Raw genomic sequence first — 21,488 nt, forward strand, 5'->3', positions numbered from 1 at the left:
GCAACCGGTGTTTCTGAAGACCTTCCGCTGGTCGTTCGCTGCGACCGCGCTCGGCCTGGCCGCAGGCGTGCTGTACGGCGGGTGGACGGCGTTCGGCGTCATCGCGATCCTGACGGTCCTGGAGATCTCGCTGTCGTTCGACAACGCGGTGGTCAACGCCGGGATCCTGAAGAAGATGTCACCTTTCTGGCAGACGATCTTCCTCACCATCGGCGTCCTCATCGCGGTCTTCGGCATGCGACTGGTCTTCCCGGTCATGATCGTCGCCATCACCGCCAAGCTCAATCCGTACGACGCCGTCCACCTGGCGCTCACCGACAAGGACCGCTACCAGCAGTTGGTGACCGACGCCCACCCGGCGATCGCCGCCTTCGGTGGCATGTTCCTGCTGATGATCTTCCTCGACTTCATCTTCGCGGACCGGGACATCAAGTGGCTCGGCCGGCTGGAGCGCCCGCTGGCCAAGCTGGGCAAGGTCGACATGCTGTCGGTCTGCATCGCCCTGATCGTCCTGCTGATCACCGCGTTCACCTTCGCCGCCCACGCCCACCAGCACGGCGGCACCCACGTCGACAAGGCGCAGACGGTGCTGATCTCCGGCATCGCGGGCCTGATCACGTACATGGTCGTCGGGGGTCTGTCCGGCTTCTTCGAGGACCGCCTGGAGGCGGAGGAGGAACGCGAACAGGAGGAGCAGGAGAAGGCGGAACGTACCGGCGAGAAGCGCTCCCCCGTCGTACTGGCAGGTCAGGCCGCGTTCTTCATGTTCCTCTACCTCGAAGTCCTGGACGCGTCGTTCTCCTTCGACGGTGTGATCGGCGCGTTCGCGATCACCAACGACATCGTCCTGATGGCGTTGGGCCTGGGCATCGGCGCGATGTACGTCCGGTCCCTCACCGTCTACCTGGTCCGCGAGGGCACCCTGGACGACTACGTCTACCTGGAGCACGGGGCGCACTACGCGATCGGCGCGCTGGCCGTGATCCTCATGGTCACCATCCAGTACCAGATCAACGAGGTCATCACCGGCCTCGTCGGCGTCGTCCTGATCGGCTCGTCCTTCTGGTCCTCCGTCCGCCGCAACCGCGCCCTGGCGGCGGCCGAGGAGGAGACGGCGACGGCCGGTTCGGCCAAGGTCTCCTAGGGCGCGTGGACGCCGCCTTCGGTGCGGGAGGTGCCTTCGGTCGCCGCCATGTCCTGCGTGCCGATGACGCCGAGCAGCCCGAGCTGAGCGGCGCCCTCGGTTCCGGGCGGGGCCGTGAACCACAGGAGGCGCTGGCGGCCGTCCTCGCTGAACAGACTGTGGCAGTCCAACTCGATGACGCCCAGCGTGGGGTGCACGATGCGCTTGTGATCGGTGCGGCGCAGGCCGATGTCGTGGGTGTCCCACAGGGCAGCGAACTCCGCGCTGCGCTGCCGCAGTGCGGCCGTCATCCCGGCGACCTCGCTGTCGCGGCCCCGGCGGGCGGCGACCGCCTGAAGGTCAGCGACGAAGACCCGTGAGTGGTGCGGATGGTCCTCGGGCGGGTAGACCGCGCGGGCGGCCGGATCGGTGAACCAGCGGTACGCGAAGCCGGTGGCCGGGCCGCGCGGTTCCGGAGCCCGGCCGACCAGTGCCACGGCCAGCTCGTTCTGGACGAGGGTCTCGTGCAGGTCGGTGATGACCTGCGCAGGGGTGGTGGCCAGCCGGTCCAACAGCCCGAGCAAGGCGGGCTGGACGTGCCGGGCGCTCGCGCCACGCGCCGACGCGGGCAGCGGCCGGTCGGCGAGATGGAACAGGTGGTCGCGCTGGTCGCCGCCCAGCCGCAGCGCCCGGGCGAGGGCGGCCAGTGTCTGGGACGAGGGCTGGGCGCCGCGTCCGCGCTCCAGCTCGGTGTAGTAGTCGGCCGACAGGCCCGCCAGTTGCGCAACCTCCTCGCGCCGCAGGCCGGGCACCCGGCGCCGGGGCCCGGCGGGCAGGCCGACGTCCGCCGGCCGGATCCGATCACGCCGGGACCTGAGGAACGCCGCAAGCTCGGGAAGGTTCACCCGCTCATCGTCGCCTCTGGGGCGGGGTCCGAGCCAGGGGCTGGTGACCCCTGGGTGGGCTCAGCCCTGGCCGGAGCAGGTGACTCGGACGGATGGTTGACCCCTCGGGGTCGACCTCCTGCTCGTGGTGAGCAGCTCCGGCGCCCCCTGCACGAAGAGAGAGCACCATGCCATTCGCGAACTTCAAGGTCCCCGCCGGCACCCTCACCGCAGAGCAGAAGGAGCAGATCATCACGCGCACGACCGACCTGTACGCCGAGATCTTCGGCGACCGCGCCCGCGCCACCACCCTCGTACTGGTCGAAGAGGTCGCCGACGCCGGATGGGGCATCGGCGGCGGTGTCCTGACGCTTGCCAAGATCCGGGAGACGCCGCAGGAGTGACGGCCTGGCCGGTCGCCGCTCGCAGCGCGGTGAGGACGTCCTGACCCAGGTGCACCCCGCTTCGCGGCTTCTCGGCAGGTAGGTAGCGGTGGACGGCGATGGCCGGAAAGGATAATCCGGCCGGGGAAGGGCCGGTCCCGGGTCGCTCGGCGGCCCTGTTCACCGCCGCGTTCGACTCGAGCACGCTCCGCGGAATTCTTCGCCATCGTGCCCCAGGTCCGTCGCCCAGGCCCGCATCCGTGAAAACCTCGACTTCCGTGGTCCTCCGACAGGACCCGGTCCGACGTGCCCTGACCCCTCCCTCGTTCCCCTACTGAAGAAGGGCATCACCTGTGCATATCGATCTGTCCGGACGGACCGCCCTGGTCACCGGATCGACCCAAGGCATCGGCCACGCCATCGCCGTCGGCCTCGCCCGCGCCGGCGCACGCGTCATCGTCAACGGCCGCAGCAGTACCCGCGTCGAGCAGGCCGTCCAGGAGCTACGGGCCGAATCCGGCAACGACGAGAGTGTGGGCGCCACCGGCGACCTGGCGACCGAGGAGGGCACCCGTGCCGTACTCGACGCCTTCCCCCAAGTGGACATTCTCGTCAACAACCTCGGCATCTTCGGCGCCACTCCGGCACTGGAGATCGACGACACGCAGTGGCGACGCTACTTCGAGGTCAACGTGCTCTCGGCCGTACGGCTCATCCGCGCCTACCTGCCGGGCATGACGGAGCAGGGCTGGGGCCGAATCCTGAACCTCGCCAGCGACTCCGCCGTGGCGGTCCCCGCCGAGATGATCCACTACGGCATGACCAAGACCTCACTCCTCGCGGTCAGCCGCGGCTTCGCCAAAGCGGCCGCGGGGACCGGAGTCACCGTCAACTCCGTGATCGCCGGCCCCACACACACCGGCGGCGTCGAAGACTTCGTCCGCCAGCTCGTCGGCGACGAACTGCCCTGGGACGAGGCGCAGCACCAGTTCATGGTCCAGCACCGCCCCCAGTCCCTGCTTCAACGCCTCATCGAACCCGAGGAGATCGCCAACATGGTGGTCTACCTCAGCTCCCCCTTCGCCTCCGCCACCACGGGCGGTGCGCTCCGGGTGGACGGTGGCTACGTCGACGCCATCCTGCCCTGACCTTGCCTCACACAAGGGCAACGCCCGCCCACCGCATCCGAGCGCATCGCCGCCCGCGCCGCCGTGTACCGGGCGGCGCGGGCGGCGGGCTGTGGACGACATAACCATCACATCGGCGCGGGTGACAGGTCGATCGCCCGGTCGACATCCTGCGGCTGAAGCACTCGCAGGATGCCTTCCAAGAGGTAGTAGTCGGCGTACGGGAGCGAGATCTCTATCCCGTCCTCGGCCGGCCGATTGCGGGTACAGCGGGCCACGACCGCGTCAGCTCGGGACGACTTTCTGGTCAGGCAGGTCTGCGACAGCGCGGTGAGCAGCCGGAGCGCCACCTCGCGGTACTCGGGCCTGCCCGTTACGGCGGACAGGTCGAGCAGACCGCAGGCCATGATCGCGCCGGCCGAGGCGTCCTTGATGTCGTGGGGCTGCTGCGGCGCACGGTAGTCCCATACGGGGACGTGGTCCGCGGTCAGCGCCCCCACCGCAAAGTCGGCGAGCCGCCGCGCGGTGTTGAGGAACTGTGGATCCCCGGTCCGGCGATAAATGGTGGTGAACCCGTACAGCCCCCAGGCCTGTCCGCGCGACCAGCATGAGGTCGGGCTGTATCCCTGCACCGTGGCCGGGCCGATCGGCGCCCCCGTTGCCGGGTCGAAGTCGAACACATGCGGCGTCGAACCGTCCGAACGCGGAAACACCCGCTGAGCGGTGTCCGCATGCGCCACGGCGACGTCGAGATACTTCCCGTTTCCGGTCTGTCTGCTCGCGAAGGCCAACAGATCGAGATTCATCATCGTGTCGATGATGACCCGGCCCGCATTGTTCGGATCGTTCAGTGCGCCCCATGCCCGTATGAAACGCCCCTTCGGGTTGTACCGAAGGATCAGCGAGTCGGCTGCCCGTACGGCGCCCTCCCGCCAGGTGTCGTCGCCCGTCAGACGCCATGCGGTGACCCACGACGGATAGAAGAGGAATCCGAGATCGTGCGTGGTGGTGTCGTTCTGACGGGGAGCAAGCTTTCTCGCCGAGTCGAGCGCCAGCGTGCGGAATGCGTCGTCTCTGCTGTACAGCCACGCCATCCACAGTGTTCCGGGCCAGAACCCGCCGACCCAGTCGCCGTTCTGGGAATAGACCCACTTCTCGAACTTCGTTCCGACGGGAAATGCGCTTACGCCGGGGGCGACAGCACGGAGCTTCTCCACCGCATAGTCCGCCGCCGCACGGAGGGTCGGCTCCGTGGACGCCGGTACGCCGCCGGCAGCCGCCTGTGCCGCCGGCACCGTAGAAGTCCATGCAGCCGCAGCACCGGCCGCCGTGGCCAGCAGAGTCCGCCGAGGAACACTCACGATCGCTCCACCCTTCCAACTCGACAGTGTCACAAGGAAGTTGACGGAGTCTTACACGACGACCCCATCCCTGAACACCCACGTGAGCAAAGTTCATATCCGTGAACAGCGAACTAGCTCCGAGACCGTGTCATACGTGATTCCAGCGGCCAGGCTCGCAATGTCGTACGCGCCGTAGTGCCTACGTCCGTTGACGAAGAAGGTGGGGGGACCCAGTCGCGCTCAGCGAGCGCGGGAGGCTCGGCGGGTTCGGCGCCCTGCGGTTCCACCAGGAGCTCCTGGTGTCTTCGGAAAGCGAATGACCTGAACAGTTGCGTAGATAGACTCACTAGTCGATGCTGGGCGCCGTGCCTCCCCTTGAACGTGAGGAGGACCCAGATGCACTGCGCACTGACCGACGAACAGAGGAGGCCGCCGGGCCATGGAGTGGACGGGCGCGCGCTACGCGGACAAGCCGACGGTCGAGGTGCCGATCTGGATCGCCGCCCCGCCGGAACGGGTATGGGGGCTGGTGACCGACCTCGAGCTGATGCCGAGCATGAGCGCGGAGTTGCAGTCGGTGGAGTGGCTGGACGGGGCAACACAACCCGCGCCCGGCGTCCGGTTCGTGGGCCGGAGCAGCCACGAGGCGCTGGGTGAGTGGGCCACCACCTCCCACGTCGTGGAGTACGAGCCGCCCAGAGTCTTCACCTGGGCGGTCGAGGACCCCGAGCAGCCTTCGTCGATCTGGCGATTCACCCTCGAACCCAAGGACGGCGGGACGCTGCTGCGGCAGTGGATGCAGCTGGGACCGGGCAGGTCGGGTCTTTCATTTGCCATCGACCGCATGCCGGAGAAGGAACAGAAGATCGTCTTCGTACGGATGCGGGAGTTCGAGGCCAACATCGGCGTCACTCTCACGGCGATCAAAACGCTTGCGGAAGAGCCCGGAAAGGCGAGTGTGTGATGCGTACGTCGACCACGATCGAGGCGTCCGGGGGCAGTTGGCCGGAGACGGTGGACTTCGTCACCGAGGCGGAGAAGCTGGGCCTGGACATCTGCTGGGTTGCTGAGGCCTGGGGATCCGAGGCGCCGTCGCCGCTGGGGTATCTCGCCGCCCGGACGGAGCGCATGCTGCTCGGCTCCGGGATCATCCAGCTCGCCACCCGCACGCCGATGGCCATCGCCCGAGCGGCGATCACCCTGTCGCAGATCTCCCAGGGGCGCTTCCTGCTGGGACTCGGCCCGTCCGGCCCGCAGGTGATCGAAGGACTGCACGGCGTGCCCTTCGACCGGCCGTTGTCCCGGACGAAGGAAACCGTAGAGATCGTGCGGCAGGCCGCCGCGGGTGAGAAAGTCTCCTACACCGGGCGGGAGTTCCAGATCCCGCTGCCCGGCGGGGATGCCAAGCCCATGCGTCTGTCCATGCGCGCCGAGCACGACATCCCGATCTACCTCGCGACCCTCTCACCGAAGATGCTGCGCCTGACCGGCGAGATCGCCGACGGCTGGCTCGGCACCAGCTTCGTGCCCGAGGGAGCCAAAGAGGCCTACTTCGACCACTTGGACGCGGGCCTCACCGCTTCCGGCCGCTCACGCTCGGACTTCGATATCTGCCAGGGCGCCGAGGTGGCCTTCGCCGAGGACGAGGACGCACTCCGGGCGATGGTGGCCGGCCGCAAGAAGGAACTGGCCTTCAGCCTCGGCGGCATGGGCTCCGCGAGCACCAACTTCTACAACAACGCATACAGCCGCCAGGGCTGGGCCGACGTCGCCGCCGAGGTCCGCGAACGCTGGCAGGCCGGCGACCGGGACGGCGCGGCCGAACTGGTCACCGACGAGATGGTGCTGGGCACCACGCTCATCGGCACCGAGACCATGGTGCGGAACCGGCTGCGAGTGTGGCGCAACGCCGGCATCGACACCGTACGCCTTTACCCCGCCGGCGAGACGCTGGACGCCCGGCTCACCACCCTGGGCCACGCCCTCGACCTGGTCCGTGACATCGAGCGCGAGCCGGGCCGGTAGCCCGAACCCACCCAGGCACAGGTCAGGGGTTCCAGAAGACCGAGGTGAACGCGCGGTCGAAGCGCCGCGCGGTCAGGTCCTCGCGCTGGATAACCCAGTGCACGGTGGCGCTCTCCCAGCCCCCGTCTATGCCGGCCGGCCAGTCTGCCAGGAGCACCCAGTCCGAGACGTCAGCCGAAACCGGTCCCTCCCACCGGCCCGCTTCCGCCGCTCTCACGGCCCTGGCCACGGCATCCGCGACCGGGTCGGTGTAGACGGCCTCCTCATCGGCGTATCCACCGATCTGGAGGTGCGCCCTGGTGGGGTTGTCAGCCTGCATGCGCTCCCACACTTTGGCCAGTTCCTCGGAGCGGGGATGCCCGGGGAACGGTACGACCCCGGGGCCCTCGGAGGACGGGACCGCCCCGTGGTAGGGCAGTGACACATCGGTCGTCGCCCGCAGCGGACCCTGCGGGAACGCCTCGAACATCGCCTCGTTGTCCTCGAATTCGAAGGGGTTCCAAGCGTGTCTGTCCCGTTCCGCCACGGCCGTGCCGGCGGGAACGTACACCACGCTGCCCATGGCTTCGGGGTCGTCGTCGGTCTCCGGGAAGGCGAACAGCAGCAGGTGGCCATCGGGAGGCAGGGGCAGGTCCGTCGCGTCGGCGGGCAGGGCCGCGAGGTCGATGGAGGCGACGAAGGGGGTGGCGGGGTCAGGGGTTTCGGCCGGAAGCAGGAGCGGACCACCGAACTGGCCCACGACCGGCCTGTTCCCGTCCCCGTCCCCGTCCCGCCTCAGCGTCGCGCAAGGCCGGGCGGTGGCCAGCCATCGCTCTACGTCGTCGGCGGGTAAGCCTCGCGCGATCGCCTCGTCACGAAAGGCACTTAGCCGGTCCCACATCTCAGGAGTCATGGGCAAACCGTAGAGGCGGGCACTGACACAGCGGCTTCGAAGCCGTGGCGGGCTGGGGCCTGTCCGGCGGATCTGCCGGACAGGCCCCTGGTCCCGAGGAGAGCTCAGCGCTTGAGCGTGAAGGTGAAGTCGCCGGAGAGCTTGCCGCTCAGCCGGACTGCCGAAACGACTTTCCCCTCCGTGATCAGTCTCTCGACCTCGGCCCGCGAAAGACCGCAGCCTTCAGCGATCAGTCGCACCGGACGGACAGGGATCCGCGCCACGAAGCGGACCGAGACGTCGATCACCTCGCGGTGAAGGTGATCCGATCCGCCGGTGTCGAGGCGCCAGGCGCCCGCCCAGTCGAGGGCGATGCGATTACGGCGCCGCACAACCGGATCCTGGAGCAGCTCAGCTGCCAGGCCAGGGTCGTTGTCATGCAGCCGGTCCAGCAGCTCAGGTCGTACGGAGCGCACGTTCACCCGTTCCAGGAACGTGAGCTTTGCCGTTTCCCCGCAAGCGGTGCAGAGCGCGAGGAGCCAGGCGTCGATGAGTTTGTGGTGTGCGTTGACGCGAAATTTGCCGTTTGCCCGCAAGCGGTCGGACGCGCACGCGTGGCAACGGCGGAGAACGGTCGGCAGGCAGGTGGGCATGACCACCCAGCTATTGAGCACAGAAGTACACCGGTTTCAGTGAGAAGTCCGCAGCAAAAAGCAGCGCGGCGCACATGCGCGACGCGCGACACATCAGCTCTCGGGAGGTCTCACACGGTGTACAACGGCACGTCCTTGCCCAGACGACTTGGCTCGGCAGCACGGTAGTGGCGCTCAGCGGCGCTGCTCCACTGGTTTTCGAGCGCCTTACCGCCAGGGCCTACCCCATTGGTTAGCAGGGGCACGTCCCGTTCTCCGTGGTGGAGTTGAACGGCGGCACGCTGGTCGGCACCGCGACGCTCTGGAACATCGACAACCACAACCGGTCCGCGCACAACGCGTTGATCGTGCGGTCGGATGAGCTCGGTATGCGCATCCAGAAGTCCGAAATGCTAAGTCCTATGGTGAGACCTATATGCTGAGGCCATGAGGCGGACCTCTTTCGCGAACTGGCCGTGTTCAGTCGCGCGCACGATGGACATGCTCGGGGACTGGTGGACGCCGCTGGTCCTGCGGGAGGCCTTCTACGGGATCAAGCGGTTCGACGCGTTCCAGCAGGAACTCGGCATCGCCCGCAACACCTTGACCGACCGCCTCCGCCGCCTGGTCGATGAGGGCCTCCTGGAGAAGAAGGCCTACCAGCACGAGCCGGTGCGCTACGACTACGTACTTACCGAGAAGGGGCGCGACTTCTTCGGCGTGTTGGCTGCCATGAACGCCTGGGGTAATCGCTGGCTCAGCGGCACGCAGGGACCGCCCGTGGTCTTCCACCACGACCGCTGCGGTCACGAAAGTGACGCCGAGGTCGTTTGCGCCTCCTGCAAAGAACCGATGACAGCCGACGACACTCACCCGCGCCTCGGCCCTGGCTATCCCCAACACCTCGCCGAACGCCCTGACATCCAGAGGCGCTTCACCGCTTGAGGGGGACTCCGGCCGCACGCCCTACCGTGGCGCAGTAGGTCCCGGCGCATCTGCTCCGGGACCTACTGACGTCAAAGATCAGGCAGGGGTGATGTTCTCCGCCTGCGGGCCCTTCTGCCCCTGCGTGATGTCAAAGGTGACCGACTGGCCTTCCTGAAGCTCACGGAAGCCGGAGGCATTGATGTTGGAGTAGTGCGCGAAGACGTCCGGTCCGCCGCCGTCCTGGGCGATGAAGCCGAAGCCCTTTTCCGCGTTGAACCACTTGACGGTTCCGCTGGCCATGCTGGTGCCTCTCAGTCAGTGTCAGGAACCGCACCACGCGGCCCTGGAGAAGAACGCCCCGGTCACCTACAACAACACACCCGCACCACAACACGGGCACGCCACTGCCAACCACGACATCTCACCGCGACGCTACACGGCAAAACCAGCCGCCACCAGGGAACAAGATGCCTCTTGAGGGCGAGTACGAGCCGAGTCCCGCGCAGTGGGTGCACGACCAGGTGGAGCTGTATGAGAGTTCGGGCGGCACGCAGGGGACGACGCTCTGGGACACAGGCCTGCCCGTCGTCATTGTCACGATGCGCGGAGCGAAGAGCGGCAAGATCCGCAAGATCTGGAACCCGTGCCGGCGGCACGACCGGCGGACGGCCCACCGTCGCCAACGACGACCTGATGGCGATAATCCCTCGCCAAGCCAAAACCCGTCCCGCGATACTCCCTGCTCATGAAGCGTGATGATTCCCATCGGGAAATCCCGGCCAACCCAGCATTGCGACGCGTCCTGGACCGGCCTCTCGGCCCGGAGCTGCTGGAGTTGATGACCGACGGTTTGTCCGGTGGTGATCTGACAACGCTTCTGCTGGAGGTGTTCCGGCGCCGAGCAGACCGGCTCTCGCCGGCGGATGTGATGCGGCGCTATCGCAGTGATCGGTTCGTCGCACCGGCACCGACCCGCTTCACCGCGCTCCGCCGAGCCGAGGACGCCTTCGTGGCCGCGTTGTCCGACGACTTCGAGATGCTTGTGCTTGCCCCGGTCCTGCCTCTGGCCGCGCATTCAGGTGTCGCGAGTGTCGATCCGCGCAAGGTGATCGCGACGATCCGCGGCAGCGAGGTTGCCGCCGACCCGACGAACGGGTTGGCTCTGGAGGCGTCGGTGCGACGTTCGCTGGCCCTGGCCGCAGATCCTCGTTCAAACGTGCCGGTACGCCTCGCGGCGAGTCAACGAGTGACTCGCGCACAGCACTTCGACAACCCCGGAATGCTCGCCCACTTCCAGATATTCGGCCTGGTGACCGCCGGACGGGATACCGGCAGCCGGTCCTTCGAATACCAGCAGCTGGCCCAGCATCTTCGGTTCGCAGCACGGGCACTGGCCGCCGCCGGATCGCAGCGCACACAGATCCGGCTCACCTGCCTGGAGGACTCCAACCGCCCGGTCATCGAACGGATACGGGGTGACCTCGCCGCGCTTCCAGGCGCATCCGTGGTCGAGGACCCCGATCGGACGACCGGACGCGGCTACTACACGGGAATCTGCTTCAAAATCTTTGCCGGTGTGGACGACCAACAGCTGGAAGTCGCCGACGGCGGCTTCGTCGACTGGAGTCAACTCCTCACCGGCAACCGCAAGGAACGCCTCTTGATCAGTGGCTTCGGCATCGACCGAATCGCCGAGAACCTGACGTCGTCGCGCGAACATGACCAGTCCCCGCCGCACTGAACGGGCAATCCGGCCCCCGTCACACCTCCCGGTGATCGATGCCGAGCAGGCTCGCGGCGGACCGGAAGTCCGCCGTGTGGTGGCCGACGGCCAGGGACCAGTGGTGGCCGACGCCCGTGGCGCTCCAGGCGTCGACCCACTCGCCGGGGTCCCGGCCGAAGTCGACCCGGCTGGTGGTGTTGCCGATCTTCAGCAGCGGGCCCGGGACGACGGTGCCCTGGGAGGTGACGAAGGACAGGCTGCCGTCGGCGTCCTGGCCGAGGCCCAGGAGGGTGACGGGGCCCTGCTGGACGTCGAACTCCACGCTCACGCCCCAGCCGCGTTTGCCGTGGTAGACGCCCAGCCCGCGCAGCAAGGGGTCTCGGGAGCTGACCGCGAGGTGTCCGGGTCCGTCGTGGCCCATCTCCACCACGCCGTCCTCGAAGTTGAGGGCCTGGATCTCGGTGAACGAACCCCCGGCACCGACGGCCTGGGAGGCGAGTTGGGCGAGGCTGGTGCGCAGCTCGTACTCGCCGGCAGCCGGTACGCCCCGGGCGGTCAGCAGGGAGGCGCCCAGGATCATCCCGGCGCCGAGCCGCTCGTGCAGTTCGCCGTCGAGGCCCCGGTGGTAGTACGCGAGGGTGTCGAGCCCGAAGTCCGCCACGAGTCGGTCGAGGGCGACCGAGACGGTCGCGCCCCACGCGAAGTCCTCGTCCACCACGCTGTCGTCGAGGGTGAAGACCTGACGGGCGAGGGCCATGCGCTCCCGGGTCTCCGCGTCGGTCACCTTCTCCACCCGGTGCCGTAGGTCGTCGAACTCCAGCACCTCCACGTGCGAGCCGAATGTCGTGGGCAGGAGCGTCAGGTCGGTCGACACATCGAGCATGCCCGGATACACGTGCCCCATGAGACCGTGCCGGGCGTGCCGCAGCGCGGCGCGGACATGGGCGGCACGGATCCACTGCTCGATGCGCTGCCAGGCGGACTCCTGGCGCAGCCAGCCGGACACCGACCGGAAGGGGATGCCGGCCCGGCGGAAGACGTTGCCGACCTCGGGCACCGGGCACTGTCCGCAGTAGGCCAGCCAGGCTCCGGTGTCGAAGGACGCGTGGTCCATCTTCTCGGTCGGCTGAAGGTCGATGACCAGGACCGGTGTGTGCGAGCGCCGGGCGATCGGCAGGACCATCGACGACGTCAGATACGTCGTCAGGAACAGCACGATCAAGTCGCAGTCCGCCCGGCGCAGTTGTTCGGCTGCCGCCGCGCCCTCCTCGGCGTCGGAGACGAACCCGACGTCGGTCACCTCCGCGTCCATACCCCGGAGGCGCTCGGTGACGTAGCCGGCCGACTCCTTCAACTGCGGTAGAAGCCCGGGGAACTGCGGCCAGTACGTGCCCAGTCCGCCGGCCACGAGTCCGATCCGGGTGCGGCGGCGGGCGGCCGGTGGCAGCAACTCGCGCAAGCGGGAGGCCCGTTCGGCGGCGCCGCCCGCGGTCGTTGCCGTCGTGGAGGCGGTCGTAGTCATGGCAAGTGCTCCTTCAGGGCGCTGGCGAGGTCGGCTTCGGCGCTCCGGCGCCGGCGATCCGCAGGCCGGCCGGGGCGGGGGCGGCAGCGGGCGCACGCGGGACAAGGACGCGGATGATGAAGGCACCCGCTCCGGCCGACAGCGCCATGCACACGGTGATGGACCAGAGCAGGACGGCCGGACTGTGGTCGGCCAGGGCCGGCGTGAAGAACGCGGCGACCGCGAAGACCCCGCGCGACAGGGCGTAGGTGAGCCCCTGGGTGGTGCCGCGCGTGTCCGCGGGCAGAGTGAGCTGCGACCAGACCTTGTAGTTGGCCTCTCCGGCAAAGGGGTTGGAGAGCTGGTAGAGGACGAAGAAGACGAGCATGCCGACGAGCGCACCGGCGGTCAGGGACGCGATGACGAACGCCAGGATCTGCACGGCGGCGGCCACATAGAACAGCCGGTCGCGCAGAGGGCTGTCGGCGACTCGGACGAAGGCGATCGTCAGCAGGACCCCGATCGGGATGAAGGCCAGGTTGATGCCGGTGGCGAGGCTCTGGGAGGCGTCGCTGACGGTCACCAGCAGGTAGGTGCCGAACTGGCCGAAGGTGTTGGCGCCCAGTCCCCAGGTGACGTAGAAGGCGAACGTCGCTGCCATGGGCAACAGCGCGGCCCGTGTCCACACGTTCTTCAGCGCGACGCCGCGCGGGACGGCCGCGTCCTCCGGTTCCACGGCGGAGGCCTGCTGTTCGGGGGCCAGCTTCAGCTTGGACCGCAGGTGCCAGGTGACGAGCGCGGCGAGGGCCAGTTGGCCGGTGATGATGCGTGCTCCGGTCATGCCCGTGGTTGACAGGACGAAGCCGAGGAAGATGGCGACGGTGATGCCGAGCATCCACATGACCTGCGTGAAGGCCACGAGCCGCCCACGGGCCGGAGCTGGTGCGGCGTCCGAGACCACGGCCAGGGACGTCGGCAGGTCGGCGCCCGCCGCGAGGCCGGCGACGAGGACACCGATCAGCAGCGTGATGTCGTCCGGCGCCAGCGTGATGACGAGCGCACCCAACGCGAAGCAGAAGATGTCCCAGTTGTAGACCCTGCGGCGGCCGAACATGTCGGCGAGCCGTCCGCCGACGAGGGACCCGACGGCGATGCAGATGGTGACGATCGCACTGATCGCGCCCGCCATCCACACGCCCATGTCGTAACTGTCGCGGTAGATGGCCAGGTTCACCGAGATGCTGACGATCAGGCCCGCATCGAGGTAAGAGGCCATGCCGGACAGGGCTGCGGCCTTCCAGAGCTGCTTCGGAATGGGCTGTTCGGCCATGATGCGACTCCGTCGTCTCGTGACATCGCGGTTCCGGGCCGGATCGCAGAGAATATAGGGAACAAAAAACGTTCCAACAAGGTGCCGCGCAGACAACCACCCTCCAGTACCAACCGCTTCCGGACTCACCGCGACCGTGGCGCAAGCCCTCCAGCTCCCCTACGGTGAAGGCGGCCTAAAAACGTTTTAGGGGAAGGATCGCATCCGTGCTCTCCCCCGCGCTTCAGCAGCTTTTCGAAGATCCGCCCCGGGACTTCGGCCCCACTCCCCTGTGGTGGTGGTCGGGCGCGAAGGTCACCCGCGACCGTCTGGAATGGCAGATGCGGGCGTTCGCGGACGGCGGCATCCACAACCTCGTGGTGATCAACCTGGCGCCGAGCGGCCCGAGTTTCGGCGCCCGGGCCGACGAACCGGCGTGGTTCAGCGAGGAGTGGTGGGCCCGTTTCACCGACGCCTGCGAGGTCGCCGCAGCTGTGGGCATACGCCTGTGGTTCTACGACCAGATCGGCTTCTCCGGCGCCAATCTCCAAGGCGGCGTCACCGGACGGCACCCCGAGGCATCGGGCCTGGCCCTGCGCTTCCGCACCGCGACCGTGGACCGGGGCACGGTGGCCCTGCGGGACGCCGAGACGCTGGTGAGCGCGTACGACGCCGACGGCCGACGCCTGCCCGACCCGACCGCGGCCCCCGACGGCACCCACGTACAGCTGGTGACCACCGTCCCCACGGCGTTCGACTACCTCAACCCGCACGCCGTCGAGGCACTGATGGACGCCGTCCACCACGAATTCGACCGCAGCGTCCCCGAATACCTGGGCAACGTCATCGCGGGCAGCTTCCAGGACGAACTGCCTGGCACGAACTCCTGGAGCCGCCGCTTCGCGGAGGAGTTCCGCACCCGGCGCGGCTACGACCTCCTCGACCACCTCCCGGATCTGTTCGGTACGCGCACCACCGCGAGGGCGGCGAAGGTCCGCGCCGACTACTACGGCGTCCGCACGGAACTCACCGAAGAGGCCCTGTTCCGGCCGCTCGCCGCCTGGCACCGCGAGCGCGGCATGCTTCTGGGCTGCGACCAGAGCAACCCGGCCCGCGCGGGCTACCCGGCCCAGTCGACACAGCTCTACACCGACTACTTCCGTACCCACCGCTGGTTCAGCGCGGCCGGCAGCGACCACCACGGTGATGCCAAGGTCCACTCGTCCATGGCCCACCTCTACGGCCACGAGCGCGTCTGGATGGAGGCGTTCCACTCCTCCGGCTGGGGCGGCACCCTGGAGGACACCTACGACTGGCTGCTGCCGTTCCTGCGCAGCGGCGCCAACCTGTTCAACCCTCACGCCAGTTACTTCGGCACCGCGGGCGGCTGGTTCGAGTGGGCGCCGCCGTCCACCGACTGGCGCCAGCCCTACTGGAAGCAGTACCCGGCGTTCTCGCGGGCCGTGGCCCGGATCTGCTCGATCATGTCCTGGGGCAGCTACGACGCCGATGTGGCGGTCCTGCATCCCACCGCCACCATGCAGTCCCTCGTCCCGCTGGACGCGCCCGTCCGCCACTTCGGTGACGGCCGGCTCGGTGACGGCCATGCCGAAGCCGACGAGACGCAACAGCACTACCTGGACCTGTGCGGCACGAACAACTGGCTGCGCCCCCGGGTCGGCGCCCTGGACCTGAACCGCGTCGCCTTCGACGTCATCGACGACGACTCCATCCAGCGCGCCAAGCCCGTCGACGGCACTCTGCGCATCAGGGACCTCGACTACAGCGTGGTGCTGCTGCCCTCGACGAGCGTCCTGGAGGAGGAGACGGCGCGTCGGCTGACCGAACTGCTCGACTCCGGTGGACGGGTCGTGGTCGTGGGGCAGCCCCCGACAGCGGCGGCCGGTATGGCCGGTGACGACTCCGTCGTAGCGGCATTGCTGGCGCATCCGCGGCTGGAGCGGGTGGGTGACGCCGAGGCCGGAGCGGCAGCGGTGGCCGACGCGGCCGGACACGCCACGGGCGAAGTGCCGCTGCTCGTCAGGCGGATGGGAAGCGACGGGGTCGCCCTGGTGACGGGGACCTTCCCCGACGCCGGCGTGCCCGAGCCTCGCACCAGTTCTCCCCGGCCAAGGAAGAACCACGTCGTCGATCCGGCTCGCTACGCCCGCACTTCGTCCGTCACCGTCCGCGCCCCGGTCGCCGAGGCCGAGGTCTGGAACCCGGCGACCGGCACGCGCAATCCGGCACGCGTCACCGTCTCCGACGACGGCTCTTCGACCATCGAGGTACGGCTGGACGGCGCCCCCGCCGCACTCGTCGTATGGCGCGAGGGCACACCGTCAAGCCGGGCGACAGTGCCGCCCGGGCCGGCCGGGGCCATCGACATCTCGACCGGCTGGCAGGGCCGTCTCGTCCCCACCATGGACAACACGTGGGGCGATCTGGCGCTGCCCGCGGAATCGTCCGTGGCCGAGCCGCAGATCTGGGACATGCGGTGGACCGAGAGCGAGGGGCCGGACGCGGTGTGGCAGCAGACGCGCGTCACGTACGGCAACCGGGTCCGCGTCCTGGTGCCCTCGGCCCGGGCTGTGGAGCCGCTCGACGCCGGGTCCGTCGAGCGAGTGCTGGCCGGACAACTGCCCCTCGCCCCGGACTGGGATGTGGCGGTGTACTCGTCGAGCCGCGGAATCCCGGATCCGGGCGGGCTGCTCGGCACCAAGGGCCTGGTGAACGAGGAGTTCGTACGCGTTCCGGTACCGGGCAACGGAGAAGCGGCGCGCGTCCGGGCCATCGTGGAGACCGACCACCGGGGCGCTGCCGACCTGCATGTCGGTGCGGAGGCGGTCAAGCGCGTGTGGTGGAACGGCCGGCAACTGGACACGGGTCGTGGCGGATACCTGGCCTCGGCGCGGGTGACAGTGGCCCAGTCCCGCAATGTGCTCGAGTACGAACTGTCCGAGGCGCAGGGCCGGCCCTCCACGATCTCCGCCAAGGCCGGTACACCGCTGGGCAGTTGCTTCTGCCTGTCCGAGCCGGGCGGATTCCCGCCACGGCCCCGTTTCATGCGCTTGCCCGAGGGAGTACGGCCGCAGGGTCCGGTGACGTATCGCGCGCGGCTTCGCCTCCCCCACGACGGTACGGAGGCGGTGCTCGTCGTGGGTGCCGCGACGGCGGTCACCGTGCTGTTCGACGGCACCGTCGTGGCGCGGCAGGAGAAGGTCGAGTACTACGAGGCGGACTGGGGTGCGGTGCCCATGTTCTTCCGCCACGAACTGACGCTCGGGGCGGGCGATCACGTACTCGACGTCGTGACCGACGGCGTTCGGGACGCGGTCTTCGTCGACCTGGTGGCGCGGTCGGCGGCAGTGGTCAGTGGCGCGGGCTGGGAGGCAGAGACGGGCGGGTGGTACGGCCGTACGGTCGAAGACGCGGACAGGCGGGGCGAATTGCAGCACTGCCACGCGGTGGTACGGCCCCACCCGTTGCCGGACGCCGAGTGGCTCAGCGGCCCGTCGGTGCTGGGCGGCGCCGTGCTGCCGGTGCGGTCCACCGACGACGTCCGTGCCGCGCCGCAACGCTTCCGTTTCACCGTGCCCGCGGGCACGGTGTCGGTCGATCTGCCGCTGGAGCTTGCCGCGCAGGTGCGGGTCGGCGACGGCGCGGAGCATGCGCTCGACGGCCAAGTGGTCATGCTGGACGAGCCGTTGGGCGAACCCACGGAAGTCGAGGTCGTCACCTCGCCCACGACGGTTCTGCGGGGCGGGTCCGCGTGGCGCGGGCCGGTGCGTGTGCGCACCGTACCGGCGCCGCTGACTCTGGGGGCCTGGAGCTCGATGGGGCTGGGCGGTTGGAGCGGGGGCGTGACCTACTCGCGTTCGCTTCAGGTGCCACCGGGGCCGGACCCCGTGCTGGATCTGGGGCGGGTGCGGGGCAGCGTAGAGGTGTCGCTGGACGGGGAGGTCGTCGGCGAGGCGTTCTGCGTTCCGTACCGCTTTACTCTGCCCGGGGCCGCGGGACGCACCGTCCGGGTCGACGTGACCGTGTACAACACGCTTGCGCCGTATCTCGCCGAGGCCACGCCGACCGCCTGGGCCTTCCCGGACCAGCTGCCGTCGGGCCTGCTGGGACCGGTGATTCTTCGGATTGCGCGGTCCGACTAGAGGTCGGTGGGCGGCCGTGTGGAGTCCCGCAGGACGAGGTCGGGCGCGAAGACCCGGGTCTCGTGGGTGTGTTCGGCGCGGGCCTCGATCTCGTCGAGGACCATCTCGACGGCGGCCCGGCCGAGGTCCTCGACGGGCTGCCGGACCGTGGTGAGGGTCGTCGCGCCGAAACCCGCGATGTCGAGGTCGCCGTAGCCGACCACCTGCACGTCCTCGGGAATGCGCACGCCGCGGTCGGCCAGTCCTCGGCACAGTCCCGCGGCGAGGAAGTCGTTGGTGCAGAAGACCCCGTCGGGCAGGTCCTCGAGCTGGTCCGCGATCTTCGTGCCGTACGCCACCGTCATCTCCTCGGCGACGACCTGGTCCAACGTCGCCTCACGTCGGCTGCGCACGGCCTGCCGGGCGCCCTGGAACCGGTCGGCGCACTGGCGGATCCCGCGCTCTCCGTTGACCACGAGGACGTCGCGCGCCCCGCGGTCCAGGAGATGCTGGACCGCGATACGGCCGCCGGCGATGTCGTCGACGGACGCGGAGCAGCCGTCCCGGTCGGGCATCGCGCGGTCGGCCAGAACCAGCGGGATGCCGCGGTCACGCAGCCGGGTCAGCCGGCTCGGATCGGCGCTGAGCGGAACGACGACAACGCCCACGGCCCGCTGCTCGACCAGCATGGTGAAGTAGCCCTGTTCCCGCTCCGGTTGGTCCCCGCTGTGGCAGAGGACAAGCGCATAGCCATGCGTGTACGCCGCCTCGGCGGCACCCCGTGCGATGCGCGCGTAGAACGAGTTGGCCACGTCGGGCAGGACCAGTCCGATCGAGGACGAGTGACCCGTGCGCAGGCCGGCGGCTCCCGGGTGGGGGACGTAGTCGAGGGCCGCGACCGCGTTGCGTACCCGCTCGGCGGTCTGCGCGTTGACTCGCTCGGGCCGGTTGAGCACGTTCGACACCGTGGACACCGAGACGCCTGCGGCGGCGGCGACATCCTGAATGCGGGCAGGGCGAGCCGAAATGGCGTCCACCCCCTCGCGATATCGGCAGTGCAACCAGCCGCGACAGCGGCCTCATGGGCGAGGCAAGCATACCGCGAGCACACATAAAACGATTTACGCACAGGCGGAACGGACACGGCCCAGGAGCTCAGGGAGACGGTGCTGTATCGGGTCTCCGCCAGATGGATGCCGACGAAACGCTTACGCCTCTCAGCCCTCCGCTGGGTGCGGTGGCGCCGGCGAGTGCAGGAGCCGCAGGCCGGCCTCGACCAGTAGCCAGCCGAGGCGAGCCCGGAGCGACGCGCCGCTCCGGACCGGATCGCCGGCGCCGGCGGTCCGGCGCAGCTCCCAGGCGCGGGCCTGCGCACGCAACTCGGCGGCGCGGGCGGCGTGAAGGTGGCGGTGTATGTCCGGGTGGTGGTTCATGACGAGGCTTCCCCGCGGCGGTTGCGGAACGCGACGCGCAGTACGGTCACCGGCTCTGCCCCTTCCGGGCGCCGTGACGGGTCGTCGGCCCGCTCTCCGTAGGAATCCAGCAGCGCCGAGAACCGCTCCCTCAACTCGGTGAGTTCGGCGGCTGTCAGATAGACGATGTCGTCACCGAACTGCTCCGCCTCGCGCCACTCGCGCGGCAGCTGCCGTCGGGTCTCGACCGCGTGCGTCATCTGCTCGAAGAACCGCTCTGCGACGGCCGTGCTGAGAGCTTCGGCCGCATCACTGTCGGCATCCCGCCACTCGGTGTACCGGGCCGTGGCCCGCCAAGGCTTCTCCCGGCCCTGACCTCCCTCGGCCTCCTCGACCAGCCCGTACTTGGCGAGTATCCGCAGATGGTACGAGCAGCTCGCCACGGACTCGCCGGTCAGTTCCGCAGCGCGGGTCGCCGTGAACGGACCCTCGACACGCAGCAGCCCAACCAGCTTCATACGGGTGGGGTGGGCGTAGGCGCGCAGGGCACGCGGGTCTGCGAGATGGACGGAGCGCCGCGGCGTGCCGGCCTTGGGCGTTGGCTCTGACATGGATGTAAAGGTATCTTTCTAAAGACTCCTTTACAAGGGTTGGGATGGGCCTGTTCGTGGTCGTCGAGGCGGACGGGATCGTCTACCGGGTGGCAGCTCCCTGCGCATGACGGTCTCCAGCCAGGACTACCCGAACTGCGACTCCGCGGATCGAAGAGAGATCGGCGGATTCCTGGTCTACACCAAACACCTCTGTCCCAGTATCCTCAGCCATGCCAGTAGCACACCATCCCCCACCCAGGTTGCGTGCTGGCGCGGGCGACACCCCCCTGAACCTGCCCTAGCAGCCGGGTGAACTCCCCCCATTCACCGCCTCTAGGAGGATCACGGTGAGAGTTCGCACCAGAAGCTCGGCGATCATCGGCACCATCTGCCTGGTCGCTTCCCTCGCCTTGACCACGGCGTCCGCCGACGAGTCCGCCACCCCACGGCAGGCGGCGAAGGTCGCCCTCAAGAATGTGGCCACGGCCCAGAATCCAACCGCCGGCGCCGCCGGTCCCGGTGGTACGGTCTGGATTGCCGAACGCGCAGGCACCGTAAGGGTTTTGAACGATCAAGGGCTCGGCGAACCCGTTCTCGACATCTCCGGCGAGACCACCACCGACGGTGAACGCGGCCTGCTGGGCATCGCGTTCGACAAGGAGTTCGCGCACTTCTACATCTCGTTCACGAACCTCGAAGGCACCAGCACCGTGGACGAGTTCGCGATGCGGGACGGCAAGATCCAGCCGGACACGCGGCGTACCGTCCTCACCCAGACGCAGCCCTACTCCAACCACAACGGCGGCGACATCAAGTTCGGCCCCGACGGCTACCTCTACATCGCGTTCGGCGACGGTGGCGCAGGCGGCGACCCGCACGGCAACGGGCAGAACCTCGACACGCTGCTCGGCAAACTCCTGCGGATCGACCCGAGCGGCGGCGAGCCGTACGCGATCCCGCCGGACAACCCGTTCGTGGACGACCCGAACGCCAAGGACGAGATCTGGGCGTACGGGCTGCGCAACCCGTGGCGGTTCTCCTTCGACACGGGCACGGGCGACCTGCTGATCGGTGACGTCGGCCAGAGCGACTGGGAGGAGATCGACTGGGCCCCGGCGAACAGCAAGGGCGGCGAGAACTACGGCTGGTCCCAGATGGAGGGCAACCACCCCTTCCGTGGCGGCACGGAGCCCGCGAACCACGTACCGCCGGTCCACGAGTACGACCGCACCGGACTGGGCTGCTCGGTGACCGGCGGATACGTCTACCGAGGCAACGCGATCCCGGACCTCAAGGGTCAGTACGTCTTCAGCGACTACTGCGACGGCACCGTCCGCTCTCTACAGATGGAGAACGGCAAGGTGACCGGCGTGAACGACCTCGGAGCCAACGGCGGCGAGGTCGTCTCGTTCGCGCAGGGCGGCAACGGCGAGCTGTACGTGCTCGCCATCGGTGGCAGCGTCTTCCGCGTCGACCCGGCGTAACGACTGCGG

The 21,488-nt window shown here is 68.8% G+C and carries 19 protein-coding genes and 2 pseudogenes; 11 read left to right on the forward strand and 10 right to left on the reverse strand.

The genetic code is table 11. The features are described 5' to 3' along the window. Window positions 1-7 precede the first annotated feature (7 nt). Complete coding sequence (locus tag KCH87_RS02105; protein WP_210583556.1) at window positions 8-1,144, forward strand: DUF475 domain-containing protein; 1,137 nt, start codon at window positions 8-10, stop codon at window positions 1,142-1,144. Here KCH87_RS02105 and KCH87_RS02110 read toward each other — a convergent pair. Beyond that, the gene (locus KCH87_RS02110) at window positions 1,141-2,028 is read right to left on the reverse strand and encodes a helix-turn-helix transcriptional regulator (RefSeq protein ID WP_210583558.1); all 888 of its coding nucleotides are present in this window, start codon (window positions 2,026-2,028) and stop codon (window positions 1,141-1,143) included. The two genes, KCH87_RS02105 and KCH87_RS02110, sit on opposite strands and share 4 nt — an antisense overlap. A gap of 167 nt (window positions 2,029-2,195) precedes the next feature. Between KCH87_RS02110 and KCH87_RS02115 the strand changes: the two genes are divergently transcribed. Together KCH87_RS02115 and KCH87_RS02120 are read left to right on the forward strand one after the other, a co-directional pair. Continuing rightward, the gene (locus KCH87_RS02115) at window positions 2,196-2,411 is read left to right on the forward strand and encodes a tautomerase family protein (protein WP_210583560.1); all 216 of its coding nucleotides are present in this window, start codon (window positions 2,196-2,198) and stop codon (window positions 2,409-2,411) included. Window positions 2,412-2,743: 332 nt separating this feature from the next. Continuing rightward, window positions 2,744-3,538, forward strand: a complete 795-nt coding sequence (locus tag KCH87_RS02120) for an SDR family NAD(P)-dependent oxidoreductase (RefSeq protein WP_210583562.1) — start codon at window positions 2,744-2,746, stop codon at window positions 3,536-3,538. A gap of 107 nt (window positions 3,539-3,645) precedes the next feature. Here KCH87_RS02120 and KCH87_RS02125 read toward each other — a convergent pair whose 3' ends face one another. After that, window positions 3,646-4,812, reverse strand: a complete 1,167-nt coding sequence (locus KCH87_RS02125; RefSeq protein WP_374198937.1) for a glycoside hydrolase family 88 protein — start codon at window positions 4,810-4,812, stop codon at window positions 3,646-3,648. Window positions 4,813-5,299: 487 nt separating this feature from the next. Here KCH87_RS02125 and KCH87_RS02130 point away from each other — a divergent pair, with 487 nt between their 5' ends. Together KCH87_RS02130 and KCH87_RS02135 are read left to right on the forward strand one after the other, a co-directional pair. Continuing rightward, window positions 5,300-5,824, forward strand: a complete 525-nt coding sequence (locus KCH87_RS02130; protein WP_210583566.1) for an SRPBCC family protein — start codon at window positions 5,300-5,302, stop codon at window positions 5,822-5,824. Then, the gene (locus KCH87_RS02135; RefSeq protein WP_210583568.1) at window positions 5,824-6,885 is read left to right on the forward strand and encodes an LLM class flavin-dependent oxidoreductase; all 1,062 of its coding nucleotides are present in this window, start codon (window positions 5,824-5,826) and stop codon (window positions 6,883-6,885) included. Before KCH87_RS02130 ends, KCH87_RS02135 begins: the two co-directional genes overlap by 1 nt. Window positions 6,886-6,907: 22 nt before the next feature. Here the strand turns inward: KCH87_RS02135 and KCH87_RS02140 are convergent, their stop codons facing one another. Both KCH87_RS02140 and KCH87_RS02145 read right to left on the reverse strand, forming a co-directional pair. Continuing rightward, on the reverse strand, window positions 6,908-7,624 hold the full coding sequence (locus KCH87_RS02140) for a DUF1963 domain-containing protein (protein WP_308298724.1): 717 nt from the start codon (window positions 7,622-7,624) through the stop codon (window positions 6,908-6,910). A 257-nt stretch (window positions 7,625-7,881) separates the two neighbouring features. Continuing rightward, a complete protein-coding gene (locus KCH87_RS02145; RefSeq protein ID WP_210583572.1) occupies window positions 7,882-8,430 on the reverse strand; it encodes a DUF1062 domain-containing protein in 549 nt (182 codons plus the stop codon). 215 nt (window positions 8,431-8,645) lie between these two features. Here KCH87_RS02145 and KCH87_RS48775 point away from each other — a divergent pair. Both KCH87_RS48775 and KCH87_RS02150 read left to right on the forward strand, forming a co-directional pair. Beyond that, window positions 8,646-8,753, forward strand: a pseudogene (locus KCH87_RS48775) (N-acetyltransferase); the annotation flags it as partial. A gap of 82 nt (window positions 8,754-8,835) precedes the next feature. Beyond that, window positions 8,836-9,333 carry a helix-turn-helix domain-containing protein gene (locus KCH87_RS02150; protein ID WP_210583574.1) on the forward strand — a complete coding sequence of 166 codons (498 nt, stop codon included), beginning with the start codon at window positions 8,836-8,838 and terminating at the stop codon, window positions 9,331-9,333. Window positions 9,334-9,411: 78 nt separating this feature from the next. Here the strand turns inward: KCH87_RS02150 and KCH87_RS02155 are convergent, their stop codons facing one another. Next, the gene (locus tag KCH87_RS02155; protein WP_210583575.1) at window positions 9,412-9,615 is read right to left on the reverse strand and encodes a cold-shock protein; all 204 of its coding nucleotides are present in this window, start codon (window positions 9,613-9,615) and stop codon (window positions 9,412-9,414) included. Window positions 9,616-9,782: 167 nt separating this feature from the next. Between KCH87_RS02155 and KCH87_RS48780 the strand changes: the two are divergent. Next, window positions 9,783-9,950, forward strand: a pseudogene (locus KCH87_RS48780) (nitroreductase family deazaflavin-dependent oxidoreductase); the annotation flags it as partial. Window positions 9,951-10,150: 200 nt separating this feature from the next. After that, window positions 10,151-11,056, forward strand: a complete 906-nt coding sequence (locus tag KCH87_RS02160; RefSeq protein ID WP_210583576.1) for a hypothetical protein — start codon at window positions 10,151-10,153, stop codon at window positions 11,054-11,056. 19 nt (window positions 11,057-11,075) lie between these two features. On the opposite strand, the gene KCH87_RS02165 is transcribed toward KCH87_RS02160, so the two are convergent. Continuing rightward, window positions 11,076-12,560 (reverse strand): L-fucose/L-arabinose isomerase family protein, encoded by a 1,485-nt coding sequence (locus tag KCH87_RS02165; protein ID WP_210583577.1) that lies wholly within the window; start codon window positions 12,558-12,560, stop codon window positions 11,076-11,078. Window positions 12,561-12,573: 13 nt separating this feature from the next. After that, window positions 12,574-13,869: an MFS transporter gene (locus tag KCH87_RS02170; protein ID WP_210583578.1), complete on the reverse strand. Its 1,296-nt coding sequence runs from the start codon at window positions 13,867-13,869 to the stop codon at window positions 12,574-12,576. 206 nt (window positions 13,870-14,075) lie between these two features. Between KCH87_RS02170 and KCH87_RS02175 the strand changes: the two genes are divergently transcribed. Further along, on the forward strand, window positions 14,076-18,011 hold the full coding sequence (locus tag KCH87_RS02175; RefSeq protein WP_210583579.1) for a glycosyl hydrolase: 3,936 nt from the start codon (window positions 14,076-14,078) through the stop codon (window positions 18,009-18,011). Here the strand turns inward: KCH87_RS02175 and KCH87_RS02180 are convergent. The 3 genes from KCH87_RS02180 to KCH87_RS02190 form a co-directional block, all read right to left on the reverse strand. Then, complete coding sequence (locus KCH87_RS02180) at window positions 18,008-19,027, reverse strand: LacI family DNA-binding transcriptional regulator (RefSeq protein WP_210583580.1); 1,020 nt, start codon at window positions 19,025-19,027, stop codon at window positions 18,008-18,010. The two genes, KCH87_RS02175 and KCH87_RS02180, sit on opposite strands and share 4 nt — an antisense overlap. Before the next feature lie 180 nt (window positions 19,028-19,207). Further along, the gene (locus KCH87_RS02185) at window positions 19,208-19,423 is read right to left on the reverse strand and encodes a hypothetical protein (RefSeq protein ID WP_210583581.1); all 216 of its coding nucleotides are present in this window, start codon (window positions 19,421-19,423) and stop codon (window positions 19,208-19,210) included. Further along, complete coding sequence (locus KCH87_RS02190; protein WP_210583583.1) at window positions 19,420-20,013, reverse strand: helix-turn-helix domain-containing protein; 594 nt, start codon at window positions 20,011-20,013, stop codon at window positions 19,420-19,422. The genes KCH87_RS02185 and KCH87_RS02190 overlap by 4 nt, the downstream gene beginning before the upstream one ends. 329 nt (window positions 20,014-20,342) lie before the next feature. Between KCH87_RS02190 and KCH87_RS02195 the strand changes: the two genes are divergently transcribed. Beyond that, window positions 20,343-21,479, forward strand: a complete 1,137-nt coding sequence (locus KCH87_RS02195; RefSeq protein WP_210583585.1) for a sorbosone dehydrogenase family protein — start codon at window positions 20,343-20,345, stop codon at window positions 21,477-21,479. The last annotated feature ends 9 nt before the right edge of the window (window positions 21,480-21,488 follow it).

The sequence above is a fragment of the Streptomyces sp. GESEQ-35 genome (assembly GCF_017948485.1).
In the GTDB taxonomy this organism is placed as follows: domain Bacteria; phylum Actinomycetota; class Actinomycetes; order Streptomycetales; family Streptomycetaceae; genus Streptomyces.